A 12,636-nucleotide genomic window follows, 5' to 3' on the forward strand; every position below is an offset into this window, starting at 1 on the left:
CTGCGGATCACCCGCCCAGCCGCGCGCTCCCGCCCACCACCACCCGGCCGGCCAGCAGCGCACCGAGCAGCGCCAGGCCGGCGGCGACCACCAGCGTCGCCGCATAGCTGGCCGGGCCCGGCGCGCTACCGGCCGCCAGCACCGCCCCGGTGAGCGCCAGTACGGTCGCCGCGAAGAGTGAGTCGCCCAGTTGCAGCGAGGAGCTGTTGCGGCCCTGCTCGCCGGGGGCGGACAACTCCAGGGTGAGCACCGACAACGACGGGTAGAGCAGCCCCATGCCGAGGCCGGCGACCGCCCAGCCCAGCACGGCGACGGCCACCGGCAGTTCGGGCCAGACGGCCAGCGCCACCGTGGCGGTACCGACCGTGATGCAGCTCAACCCGGCTCGGGGCAGGCTGGCGCGGGAGGCCGGCAACGGGATCCGGCCCTGTACCCAGGAGCCCACCGACCAGGCCAGTGCGCCGACGGTGAGGACCAGCCCGGCGGCGGTCGGCGACAGACCTCGCTCCCGGGAGAGCATCAACGGGATGACGACCTCGGCGCCGACGAACGCCGCCGAGGCCAGACCCCGCAGCCCGATCACGGTGGGCAGCCCTCGGGCCGCCCGGAGGAACCCGGCCGGCAGCAGGCGCGGGGCGCAGACCAGCAGGCCGGTCACGGCGAGCGCGATCAGTGCCAGGGCGGCCGCGCCGCGCTGCTGTCCCCCGATGTGCAGCAGTGCGGCGCTCGCCCCCGCCCCGCACGCCCAGCCGATCCGGGCCACGGCGCCGGCCGGCGGCCGGGTCGGCGCACTCCGTTCGAGTGAGCGCAGGCCGGGGTGGACCAGCAGCACCGCCGGCACCGCCACCGCCGGCACCGCCAGGAAGACCCACCGCCAGCCCAGGTGCTCCACGATCAGGCCGGCCAGCGCCGGCCCGACCAACGACGGGACGACCCACGCCGCCGCGAACGCGGCGAAGATCCGCCGGTGCAGTTCCTCCGGGTACGCGTGCGCGACGATCACGTAGAGCGCCACCGAGAGCAGCCCGGAGCCGAACCCCTGCACCACGCGGCCGACGACCAGCGCCTCCATCACCGGGGCGGTCCCGGCGATCAGCAGCCCGACCACGAACCAGGCGACGCCGTGCCACATCGCCGCCCGGGGTCCTCGTGCGTCGCACCAGATTCCAGAGATCACCATGGCCAGCACGCCCGCGGCGAACGAGCCGCCGAACGCGATCCCGTACAGCGCCAGCCCGTCCAGGCTGCGAGCGACGGTCGGCATCGCCGTGCCGACCGCCAGCGCCTCGAACGCGAGCAGCGAGATCAGCGCGACGCTGCCCACCGTCATCGCCCGCAGTCGGGGTGCGAACAACCCCGGAGGGGCCGATACGACGGTGGCGGATGGGCTCAGCATGGACCGAGCCTGCGACCTCAACCCGGATTCATGTCAATCATGGGTGACGCGGCTCTCGTCGGGGATCCCACCGCCCACCCCCGTCCATCCGACGGCGACGACGGAAAGTTCCCCTGCTCCGAGGGCATAACGGATGCCAGGTCGGGAAGCCAGGCCGCCGGACGCGAGGCGGTGGGAGGACGAGATGGCCAAGGGCAGGACCTGTATCAGCGGGGAGTCGGGCCGGCGTCCGTCCAGCCGTACGCCTCAATGACGGCGGCGGGTCGCGCGGTCGGCCGCCTCCTGCCGTCCATCGGCGTGCCGCACCTGGTCAGCGAGGCGTCCCGGACCGTGGGCTCGGCTGCGACCCGGCTGGCCCGGACGGCCGGGCTGACCCGGCGTCGGATCTGGTCCCGACCTGGGCGCCACCACATCGAGGTGCACGGCGTCTGCCAGGACGGCGGCGACCAGCTGGCCCGGCAGGTGGAGGGCGCGCTGGAGCAGGTGCCCGGGGTGGCCTGGGCCCGGGTGAACGCCCCGTCCGGCCGGGTGGTGGTCGCTGTGCAGGATCCCGAGCCGAAGCTGCGCGACCTGATCGCCACTATCGCCCGGGTCGAGCAGACCTGCGACCACGAGCCTGACCCGGAGATCCCGCCGCCACACCCACCGGAGGACGGGCCCCGGACGCCACGCACCCTCGGAGGGCTCGCCTCGGACGCGCTGGGCCTGACCATCTCGGCGGCCACCCGGATCCTGCCGTTCGCGCCGGTGCCCGGAGAGGTTGTCGGGCTGCTCGGCGCGGTGGACCTGCAACCGAAGCTGCACGCGTTCGCCAGCCGAGGGCTGCGCGCCGACCCTCGCGCCGACATTCTCTTTCCGCTCGCCGAAGCGGTGGTGCAGGGTCTGGCGGGCGGCTGGGCGGGGATAGTCGTGGACGGCGCCCAACGGATCGTGCAGTGGGGCGAGGCGCGGGCCCAGCTCTCCGCGTGGGAGCGGGCCGAGCCACAGCTGACCGGTGAGCCGGAGCGCGCCACCGCGCGCTGGCTGGGGAACGACCGCCCCCGGCCGAAGCCGGACGGCCCGGTCGAGCGGTACATCAACCGCTCGCTGGCCGCCGGCGCGGCAGCCGCTGCGGCGGCGGTGCCGTTCGCCGGGCACAAGCGGGCCGCCGCGCTGGGCCTGTCCGCGTTGCCCAAGGCCCCAGGCAGCGGACGCGAGGGGTACGCCGCCCAACTCGGCCAGATCCTGGCCAGACGCGGGGTTATCGCCATGGACCGCAGCGTGCTGCGGGAACTGGACCGGATCGACACGCTGGTGCTGGACGCCGCGGTGCTCGGCTCGGACCGGGGCGTGCTGGCCGACCTCGCCCCGGTGCCCGGAGCGGATGTCGACCAGGTGGCGGAGCGGGCGTTCGCGCTGTTCGACGCGGCTGATCCGGCCGGCTCGCGGGCGGTGGACGGCTGGCGGCTCGGACCGCTGGACCAGTTGCCCGCCGGCGACCCGGGTGACATCCCGGACCGGGAACGGTTGCGAGCCGCAGGTGGCCAACTACTCGGTCTGGTCCACGACGAACGGCTCGTCGCGTTGTTGCGCGTCGAGCCGGAGCCCGCGCCGGGCGTCAACGGCCTGCCGGCCGCCGCCCGACACGCCGGCCTGCGGCTGGTCGTGGCCGGCGGTGACGAGCAGCGGTACGGCTTCGCCGAAGCGATGCTGCCCGGCGGGGAGCAGCTGACTGAGTCGGTCCGCGCGTTGCAGCGCGACGGTGCCGTGGTGATGCTGGTGTCCTCCGACCGACCGGCGCTCGGTGCGTCCGACTGCGGCCTCGGGATGTTCAGACCGGAGGAGCTGCCTCCATGGGGAGCGCACCTGCTGGTCGGCGCGGATTTGCGGGTGGCTGCTTTGATGGTCGAGGCGACCGGAGTGGCCCGGCGAATGACCGGGCAGAACATCCGGCTGGGCCTGGCCGGCACCGGTCTCGGTGCGCTGGGCGCGTTCACCGCCGCACCAACCCAGTTGCCCGTCCGAACGCTGGTAGCGGTGAACGGCGCGGCCGGGCTGGCCTTCGCACACGGCGTGTGGCGGGCCCGGCGGCTGCCCGACCAGTCGGACACTCCGGCACCGGTGGCGACCGCCTGGCACCTGATGCCGGTCGGCGCCGTGTTCGACCGGCTCAGCACCGGGCCGGACGGCCTGGACAACGCGGAGGCGCAGCGTCGCCGCGACGGGCACGGCGCGAGCGGCGGCGAGGCACCCGGAAACGGTGGCCTGCTGCGCGCCTTCGTCGACGAGCTGGCCAACCCACTCACCCCGGTGCTGGCCGCCGGGGCGGTGCTCTCCGCGTCGTTCGGCTCGCTGGTCGACGCCGCGCTGGTGGGCGGCGTGGTCGGCGGGTCCGCCATGATCGGGGCGGTGCACGAGCGCAACACCGAACGGTCGCTGGCGGAGCTGCTGTCCCGTTCGGCGGTGACCGCCCGGGTCCGCCGGGACGGCGCTGAGCGGGTGGTCGCCGCCGAGGACCTGGTCCTCGGGGACGTCATCGCCGTCGAGCCGGGTGACTCGGTGCCCGCCGACTGTCGGGTGCTGGAATCGGTGGGGCTGGAGGCGGACGAGTCATCGCTGACCGGCGAGTCTCTGCCGGTCGCCAAGACCGACCGACCGGTGGTCGCCGCCGCCGTCGCCGACCGGCGCTCGATGTTGTACGAGGGCACCACCGTCGCCGCCGGGCACGGCACGGCCGTGGTGGTGGCCACCGGCTCCGACACCGAGGCCGGGCGCAGCCTGGCGCTGGTCCGGCAGGCGCCTCCGAGCAGTGGGGTGGAGGCCCGACTTGGTTCGTTGACCAGCCTTGCCATCCCGTTGGCCGCCGGTTCGGCGGTGGCGGTGGCCGGCGCGGGTCTGCTCCGGGGCGTACCCCTGGTCGAGACGGCGGCGACCGCCGCGAACCTCGCCGTTGCGTCGGTGCCGGAGGGGTTGCCGTTCCTGGTCAGCGCGGCACAGCTGGCCGCCGCCCGGCGGCTGGCCGAGCACGGCGCGTTGGTCCGGAACCCGCGCACCATCGAGGCGCTCGGTCGGGTGGATGTGCTCTGCTTCGACAAGACCGGCACCCTCACCGAGGGCCAGTTGCTGCTCGCCGGGGTCGGCGACGGCGTGGCCGACCGGTACGCCCCGGTGGACCGGCTCGACGATCGGCTCCGGATGACGCTGGCCGCGGCGTTGCGGGCCACCCCTGCCGCAGCCAACCCGGAGGAGCTGGCGCTGCATACCGACCGCGCGGTCCGGAAGGGTGCCGCGGCGGCGGGGGTGGTGGAGCAGACCGGTGCCCATGGCTGGCAGGCTGCCGGCGGGCTGCCGTTCGAGCCGTCCCGCGGGTACCACGCGAGCGTCGGGGAGACCGACGGTCACCTGCTGCTGAGCGTGAAGGGCGCCCCGGAGTCGGTGCTGCCGCGCTGTTCGGCCCGGCGCACCGACGGCCGCCAGGAGCCGCTGGACGACGCCGGCCGCGCGGAGCTGCACCGGGTGCTCGCCGACCGGGCCGGGGCGGGGCACCGGATCCTGGCCGTCGCCGAGTGCCAGGTGGACGACCCGAAGGTGACCGACGGGGACGTCCGAGGGCTGACCTTCGTGGGTTTCCTGGCCCTCGCGGACGGGGTCCGGGAGAGCGCCGCCCCGGCGGTACGCCGGATCCGGCAGGCCGGCGTGCACACCATCATGATCACCGGGGATCACCCGGCGACCGCCGAGGCGATCGCCGCCACCATCAGCGAGCACGACGAGCAGCGGGTGGTCACGGCCGGTGAGCTCGACCAGTTGGACGACGAGGCACTCGCCGAGCGGTTGGTCCGCACGGACGTGGTGGCCCGTTGCACCCCGACGCACAAGGTTCGGATCATCCAGGCGTTGCAGAAGTGCGGGCGGACCGTGGCGATGACCGGCGACGGCGCCAACGACGCCCCGGCGATCCGGCTGGCCGACGTGGGCATTGCCCTCGGTCAACGAGGCACCCCGGCCGCGCGGGCCGCCGCCGACCTGGTGGTCACCGACGACCGGCTGGAGACCATCATCGCCACCCTGGTCGAGGGTCGGGCGATGTGGTCGTCGGTGCGGCACGCGCTCAGCATCCTGGTTGGCGGCAACCTCGGCGAGATCGCATTCAGCGTGCTCACCGCCGCGGCGACCGGCCGCTCCGCGCTCACCGGACGGCAGCTACTCCTGGTCAACCTGCTCACCGACCTGGCTCCGGCGCTGGCCATCGCGATCCGCCCGCCCGCCTCGGACCGCACCGACAGCCTGCTCCGGGAAGGCCCGGACGCGTCGCTCGGCGAGACCCTCACCAAGGAGATCGGGCTGCGCGCGGCTGCCACCACGCTGGGCGCCACCGCCGGCTGGACGCTGGCCCGGTACACCGGCCGCCGTCGGCGGGCGGGCACGGTCGCGCTGGTCTCCCTGGTCGGCACCCAGCTGGGCCAGACGGTCCTGGCTGGCGGCACCAGCCCGGCGGTGCTGGCGTCCACGGCGGCGTCGCTGGGGGCGCTGGTCGTGGTAGTGCAGACACCGGGGTTGAGCCAGTTCTTCGGTTGCACGCCGATCGGACCGGTCGGTTGGACCATCGGGGCCGGATCAGCGCTCGGCGCCACCTTCGCCAACGGCGCACTCACCAAGCTGGTGGAGCACCTGCCGCAGGCCCGGCCCGACACCGCGGCGCGGCCGGCGGCGGACGACGGCGGGGCGGGCGGGTCCACGGGCGCCCCGCCCGCCTGACCGTCGCACCGCCCTCCTGGCCGCCGGCGGACGGTCCAGGCTACGGCGACACATCCACACTCGGAAGCGCGACTTAGGTTCAAGGAGTCGTTGCAACACCGGCTTGTTGGATAGATCTTAGGTGATCGTCGAGGGCTTCTGCGGGGGTCTTCCAGCCCAGGGCCTTTCGTGGCCGGCTGTTGAGGGCGGCGGCGACGGCGTCGAGGTCGGTGATGCTGTGTCGGGATAGGTCGGTTCCCTTGGGGAAGTACTGCCGTAGCAGACCGTTGGTGTTCTCGTTGGTTCCGCGTTGCCATGGACTGTGGGGGTCGCAGAAGTAGACCTCGATCCCGGTGTCCAGGCGCAGCCGCGCGTGCTGGGTCATCTCCGATCCCTGATCCCAGGTCAGCGATCGGCGTAGTTGCTCGGGCAGGGTGGTGATCTGGCCGGCGATCGCGTCGCGGACCGCCTCAGCACCGTGTCCGGCCAACGGCGGGCCGTTCTTCACGACCGGTTGCTGGCCGTGTCCTTCCATGCGGGGTAGGTGCAGCAGCATCGTGAAGCGGGTGGTGCGCTCGACCAGCGTGCCGATCGCGGACCGTTGCAGGCCGATGATCAGGTCGCCTTCCCAGTGCCCCGGGACAGCGCGGTCGTCGGCTTCGGCCGGCCGTTGACTGATCATGACTTCGGGGCTGAGGAAGTGCTGGCCCCGCCTGCGGGTCCGGGCCTGCGGCACCCGCAAAGCTCGTCCGGTGCGCAGGCACGCCGTCAGCTCCCGGCGCAGCGTGCCGCGGCCTTGAACGTAGAGCGACTGGTAGATCGCCTCGTGCGAGATCCGCATCGACTCATCATCGGGGAAGTCCAGCCGCAGCCGGCGGCTGATCTGCTCCGGGCTCCACGCGGTGCCCCAGCGACGGTCGGCGCGACGTCCGTGGCGGCGTCCCTTCCACGGCACGTTCGGACCTGGAATCGGCCGGCCCTCGCCGTCAGTGACCGCCCCGGCAAGCCGTTCCTGAACATAGTCGCGCAGCCGCTGGTTAGCGGCGAGCTTGGCGACCTTCGGCCGACGGCCGCGGCGTTCGGCATGCCACTGCGCGACCGAGGCCCGATACTCCAGCCGACCGCAACGGGTGGCCGCGTTGCGGCGCAGCTCCCGCGAGATCGTCGACGCATCACGGCCGATGAGCCGGGCAATCTCACGCACGCCCTTGTCCTGGGCCTTGAGCAGCGCAATCTCCTCCCGCTCGGCGATCGACAGGTACCGGCCTGACGGCGGCTTGAGACACAGCGGCGGCATGCCGCCACCGTGACGGAACCACCGTCCGCCCACCGGCTGCGACACACCGCAGGCCAGCGCGGCTTCCTCGCTCGACAAGCCTTCGGCGATCCGCCGCCAGAACTGTCGCTGGACATCCCTGGCGTTCAGGTCCGGCCGTCCTGGTGACCGCATCGCCGGTCGACCCGTCATCGCGGTCACCCAGCCCGGTGGTCTCCCCATTCGCACACCCCTTGATCGAGGTGTTGCGACGACCACTGGAATCCGCCCGATACCCCAGAGTCATATTGATACCTCAGAGTCATCACGCTTGACGGGAGACATCACCCCCATCCCCACGCTCGTGGAAAGCGTCGCGGGGCGGGCCGTGCTCCGCCCAGCAGAGGCCGCCCCGGAACTCCACGCCGGGGACGCCGTCGCCGAGCCGACCGATGTCCACCACGCTCGCCAGAGAGCCGGCGAGGTCGGTCTGCAACTCGCCGACCGCGGTGTCGAGGTCATCCTCCTCGGTGGACCAGTCGATGTCGGCCGCGCGCAGCTCGGCGACCGCGTGACCGATCACGGCTGCGGGGTCGGTGACGATCACATCGACCCGGCAGTACAGGTGCAGGGTGACGCGGGCTGGCTGTTCATCCATTCAAGGATGATGACCAGCGCATTACGGGTCACGGCTACCGGCCCGTGGATCACCCGTCTGGTCCCTGATCTAGGTGTACTGACCACAGACGTTGGTGACGGGTAGATCTTGAAAAAGGTGAGGGCCTTCGGGTTCGGTGTGGATTGCGACGTCCTACCCCGAACCTGCGGAGGCCCTCATGCCCCACCGTAATGCACCGTTGTCCGAGACTGGCAGGCTGCGCCTGGCCCGCTGCGTGGTCGAGGAACGGTGGCCACTACGCCGGGCCGCGGAACGTTTCCAGGTCTCACCCACCACCGCGAAACGCTGGGCCGATCGATATCGCACCGACGGGCCGGCGGGTATGACCGACCGTTCCTCACGCCCGCACCACAGCCCGGCCCGGACCTCGCAACGCACCGAACGGCGTGTCGTCAAGGTCCGGACCCTGCGCCGGTGGGGTCCGGCCCGCATCGCGTTCCTGCTCGGGCTGAACCCGGCCACCGTGCACCGGGTCCTGACCCGCTACCGCCTCGCCCGGCTCACCCACCTCGACCGGGCCACCGGCCGGATGATCCGCCGCTACGAGCACGAACACCCCGGTGACCTGGTGCACGTCGACATCAAGAAACTGGGCAACATCCCTGACGGCGGCGGCCACCGCGTGCTCGGACGCCATGCCGGCACCCGCAACCGCTCGGCCATGCCCGGCGTCACCCGCGTGCGACGTGGCGAGCCCCGGCTCGGCTACCACTACCTGCACAACGCCGTGGACGACCACTCCCGCCTGGCCTATACCGAAATCCTGCCCGACGAGACCAAGGAAACCGCCACCGCCTTCTGGTCACGCCCCCACACCTGGTTCACCGCCCAGGGCATCACCGTCACACGAGTGCTGACCGACAACGGCTCCTGTTACCGATCCCAGCTCTGGCGCGACACCCTCACCACAGCCGGGATCAGCCACAAACGCACACGGCCCTACCGGCCCCAGACCAACGGGAAAGTCGAACGCTACAACCGCACCATGCTCGACGAATGGGCCTACGCACGCCCCTACCGCACCGAAACCGAACGCCGTGAAGCCCTGCCCGCCTGGCTGCACACCTACAATCACCACCGCGGACACACCGCACTCGGCGGCCTACCACCCACCAGCCGCGTCCCCAACCTCTCGGGTCAGTACATCTAGCGTCGCCATCATGAACGATGACGGCTGGTTAGCAGACACTCGCATCTCCTACGACACAGTCGCCGCCAGTTATGCAGACCTGCTGCGCAACCTCCTGGCCGAAACGCCCTACGAACGAGCCACCCTGGCTTTGTTCGCCGACCTCGTTCACGCCGCCGGTGGCGGGCCCGTCGCGGACGTGGGCTGTGGACCAGGGCGCATCACCGCCCACCTGCATGAGCTCGGCGTTGAGGCGTTCGGCATTGACCTATCGCCAGGAATGATCGATGTGGCTCGGCATGATCATCCAGGTCTACGGTTCGAGGTGGGCTCCATGACCGACCTCGATCTGGCTGAGGGTTCGGTCGCCGGCTTGATCGCCTGGTACTCGCTGATCCACATCCCCGACAGCCAGGTCGGCTCGGTCTTCGCGCACTTCCGGCGAGTGTTGCGTCCCGGTAGCCCGCTGCTGCTCAGCTTCCACGTCGGCGACGAATCACGGCTCAAGACGCAGGGCTACGGCGGGCACCCGATGAAGGTTCACGTGCACCGTCGCCAGCCCGACCAAGTGGCGGCATGGCTGCGCGAAGGCGGATTCACGGTCGAGGCACAGATGACTCTCACCTCGGCAGAAAGCTCGCTCGGCGGGATCATCTTTGGGCGCCGTCAGTCCTAATCGGATCTCCTCGTCGGGAGCCGCGGGGCCGGAGACGTGCGGACGGGAGAGGTGAGCTTCAGGTGAGCAGCGTTTCTGTGAGGTCCATCAACCGCTCGGCGTTCCCGGCGTCGAGGGTGGGGAAACTGAGTGGGAGTCGCTTGTCCCGGTCAATGGCGGTCAGCGGCGCGGCTGGTGGCGTGTCCAGGAACCGATGGATCGGCGCTACGGCGTCCGCGATGGGTTGGGCCGCCACCGACGCCGCCGCCAGCAGCCCACGGAGTACGAGCGGAAGCGGGCTACGGTCGCCGCTTTTGGTGAAACCGGGATGGTAGAGCACGTATCGGGCACGGCTGCCGGACCGCTGGGCGAAGCCCACGCCGAGCAGGTCGTTGGCTCGACCGGCCTGCAACTGTGCGGTGATCATGGAGTAGCCCGAGGCCAGTTGCGGATCGGTCCAACGCACGCCGCCCTTGGTGACCCCGACGCCAGCGACGTTCACGATCACCGGTGCGGCAGCTCGGTCCAGGGCCGGACGTAGGCCGAAGCTGAGCAGATAGCGACTGAGGTAGTAGAGCGCGAACGTGCGCTCCAGGCCTTCGCCGGTCACGATGCGACGCGGCGCTTGAGCATTGGCGAACAGCGCCAGCGCGTCCACGACCTGGTACTCGGTGAGGATGTGCTCGATGACCTGCCGAGTCTCGACCATGCTGGAGAGGTCGACGGGAAGGAAGTCGATAGCGCTGCCGGCGAGCGCCTCGCCGCGTTCGCGGTTGCGCCCGAGCACCAGGACGCGGTCGCCGCGTTCGGCCCGCCCGCGGGTCAACGCACGTCCCATTCCGTTCGTGCCCCCACTGACCACCACAACGCCCATGTCGCCCCCCGTTACCGTTCTTCACTGACGTGCTCATCCTGGGCAGACGGCCAGTGGAGCGAAAGAAGGCACTTTCATGACCACAAGGGACACCGGTGTGCGTGCCTCGCTGGACAACCACCGGTTGCCGAATCCCGTTCCGATCGGCGAGTACGAGCGCTGTCCGGTCACCGACGTGCTGCGGCGGGTGAGCGACAAGTGGACGCTGCTGCTGATCACCCTGCTCGGCCGGCGTCCGTACAGGTTCAACGAGTTGCATCGGGCGGTGGAGGGCATCAGCCCGCGCATGCTCACCCGGACGCTGCGCACGTTGGAGAGTGACGGCCTGGTCGAACGTGAAGTGTTTCCGACGGTGCCGCCGAGCGTCGAATACCGGCTTACGCCGCTCGGCGTCAGCCTTCTGGAGCCGCTCTCCGCGCTGGCCGACTGGGCGGTCGACCACCACGCCGAGATCGCTACGACACGTCAGCGGCCCACCTGAAACACCATGGGCGGACTCCGTCCTACGGTTCGCACACCGCCACGGACGGGAGACGAGTTCCTTCCACCCACCCGATAACCGCAAAAGCTCAGGTTGACCGCAAGATCAGGTTTTCGGCAGACCCTCCCGTGCGGGAGCAGGGTCGCGGTCAGCCGCCCCTCTTCTCGAAGGCCGCCTCACTGACGCCCCATAGGAACAGGCCGCCGAGGGGGCACTCGGGAAAGTCAGCCCGCAGCACCCGGACGAGGAACTCCACCATGCCGCAGTCGTAGCGGCTCCACAGCGAGCCGTTCCGCTTGTAGACCACGACCGGCCACTTGGCTGGATCGCCGTCCGAGGCATCCCAGCACAACATGTCGGCGGTGGCGTCGACACCCCAGTTGATCAATACCGGAGAGGTGCCTTCCAGTTCGGGCGCCTTGTCCTCGGTCTCCCAGTCAGCCTCGGCGTTCGCCGTCTCGATCACCATCCCGTCCCGCTGCGCCTCGGACAGCGGGACCTTGGCTTCCGGTTTGTTGATCGACAGGTAGTTCTGCACCGCACCAGCGCCGTAGACCTCCATGAAGCGCTGGTAGTCAGGCGGGAACGGCCTGCCCCAGGACGCGGCAAGAGCATCCCAGTCGACCCTCATACCACCGTCCGCCGGCGGCGACATGAGCCGTCGCAGGGCGTCCAGATCGGCCGACTCACTCATCGGCACCTCGCTTTCTGGTCCGTGTCAGGTCGATGGGCATGAACGCCTGGAACTCGCTCGAGAACGTCCTGACCTGGCGGCCACCCTGGCCGACCGGGTCCTGGCCGCTGTGGTCTGCGACGTCGTCCGCCAACTGGTCAGCGACGTCCGCGCGGATCGCGGCAGATGAGTGCGCAGGGCGTCGGGCGTGAATCAGGGTCGGGCTGCGCCCTCGATGGTGGTGCTTTCTTGCGGACGGAGTGCGGTCAAAAGGCTGTCGAGTTGACCCCAAGCCCGCGCGCTGGCGACGTGGTCAATGTAGTCTCGGGACTCAATGATGAGCCCATTGCGGATACGCATCACGAAGACGCATGGCACCGTGAATGCCTCACCTGTCTCGGCGACCCGCCCCTGATAGGCAAACTCGGCGACAATCACCTCTGGGTCCGCGGTTTCATGAATCGTCACGTCGACCGGCTTACGGTTCAGCGTCCGGGCGACCGGAGGCGGCGCGGTGAAGTGCTCGTGCAGTTCGCTGCGGCTACGCAGCGGCGGCGGGTTGAGCGGATGGAACGGATGCGTGACATGGGTTTGTTCGGCGTATAGGTCGGCCAAGTCTTCGTACGGACCGTCGCAGACACCGTTCACCAGTCGGAGGAAAGTTTCGCGTGGGCTGCTCATGCCGGACTTCCTTCGAATCGGTAGATGTCACTTGGGTCACGCCGAGGACTACATCCGGGGATGGCCGGCACCCCATCGACGGCACCCTACCGACCTC

At 70.8% G+C, this 12,636-nt stretch carries 10 protein-coding genes; 4 read left to right on the forward strand and 6 right to left on the reverse strand.

Annotated features, from left to right (window positions below; genetic code table 11):
- Nucleotides 1-7 precede the first annotated feature (7 nt).
- On the reverse strand, nt 8-1,396 hold the full coding sequence (locus tag OG990_RS29375) for an MFS transporter (RefSeq protein WP_406077831.1): 1,389 nt from the start codon (nt 1,394-1,396) through the stop codon (nt 8-10).
- 249 nt (nt 1,397-1,645) lie between these two features.
- On the opposite strand from OG990_RS29375, the gene OG990_RS29380 reads away from it, so the two are divergent.
- Complete coding sequence (locus tag OG990_RS29380; protein WP_406077832.1) at nt 1,646-6,133, forward strand: HAD-IC family P-type ATPase; 4,488 nt, start codon at nt 1,646-1,648, stop codon at nt 6,131-6,133.
- A 79-nt stretch (nt 6,134-6,212) separates the two neighbouring features.
- On the opposite strand, the gene OG990_RS29385 is transcribed toward OG990_RS29380, so the two are convergent.
- Both OG990_RS29385 and OG990_RS29390 read right to left on the reverse strand, forming a co-directional pair.
- Nucleotides 6,213-7,610, reverse strand: coding sequence for an IS30 family transposase (locus OG990_RS29385; RefSeq protein ID WP_406077293.1), 1,398 nt, complete (start codon nt 7,608-7,610; stop codon nt 6,213-6,215).
- Nucleotides 7,611-7,692: 82 nt separating this feature from the next.
- Nucleotides 7,693-8,025 (reverse strand): hypothetical protein, encoded by a 333-nt coding sequence (locus OG990_RS29390; RefSeq protein WP_406077833.1) that lies wholly within the window; start codon nt 8,023-8,025, stop codon nt 7,693-7,695.
- 178 nt (nt 8,026-8,203) lie between these two features.
- Between OG990_RS29390 and OG990_RS29395 the strand changes: the two genes are divergently transcribed.
- The gene (locus OG990_RS29395) at nt 8,204-9,196 is read left to right on the forward strand and encodes an IS481 family transposase (protein WP_406077834.1); all 993 of its coding nucleotides are present in this window, start codon (nt 8,204-8,206) and stop codon (nt 9,194-9,196) included.
- 10 nt (nt 9,197-9,206) lie between these two features.
- On the forward strand, nt 9,207-9,851 hold the full coding sequence (locus tag OG990_RS29400; protein ID WP_406077835.1) for a class I SAM-dependent DNA methyltransferase: 645 nt from the start codon (nt 9,207-9,209) through the stop codon (nt 9,849-9,851).
- 58 nt (nt 9,852-9,909) lie between these two features.
- On the opposite strand, the gene OG990_RS29405 is transcribed toward OG990_RS29400, so the two are convergent.
- Nucleotides 9,910-10,704 (reverse strand): SDR family NAD(P)-dependent oxidoreductase, encoded by a 795-nt coding sequence (locus tag OG990_RS29405; protein ID WP_406077836.1) that lies wholly within the window; start codon nt 10,702-10,704, stop codon nt 9,910-9,912.
- A 76-nt stretch (nt 10,705-10,780) separates the two neighbouring features.
- Between OG990_RS29405 and OG990_RS29410 the strand changes: the two genes are divergently transcribed.
- Nucleotides 10,781-11,185: a helix-turn-helix domain-containing protein gene (locus OG990_RS29410; RefSeq protein WP_328422054.1), complete on the forward strand. Its 405-nt coding sequence runs from the start codon at nt 10,781-10,783 to the stop codon at nt 11,183-11,185.
- Between the two features lie 148 nt (nt 11,186-11,333).
- On the opposite strand, the gene OG990_RS29415 is transcribed toward OG990_RS29410, so the two are convergent.
- Nucleotides 11,334-11,879 carry a hypothetical protein gene (locus OG990_RS29415; RefSeq protein ID WP_406077837.1) on the reverse strand — a complete coding sequence of 182 codons (546 nt, stop codon included), beginning with the start codon at nt 11,877-11,879 and terminating at the stop codon, nt 11,334-11,336.
- Nucleotides 11,880-12,071: 192 nt separating this feature from the next.
- The gene (locus tag OG990_RS29420) at nt 12,072-12,539 is read right to left on the reverse strand and encodes a nuclear transport factor 2 family protein (protein WP_406077838.1); all 468 of its coding nucleotides are present in this window, start codon (nt 12,537-12,539) and stop codon (nt 12,072-12,074) included.
- Nucleotides 12,540-12,636: the final 97 nt, after the last annotated feature.

It is taken from the genome of Micromonospora sp. NBC_00858, assembly GCF_045207365.1.
Classification (GTDB): Bacteria; Actinomycetota; Actinomycetes; order Mycobacteriales; family Micromonosporaceae; genus Micromonospora.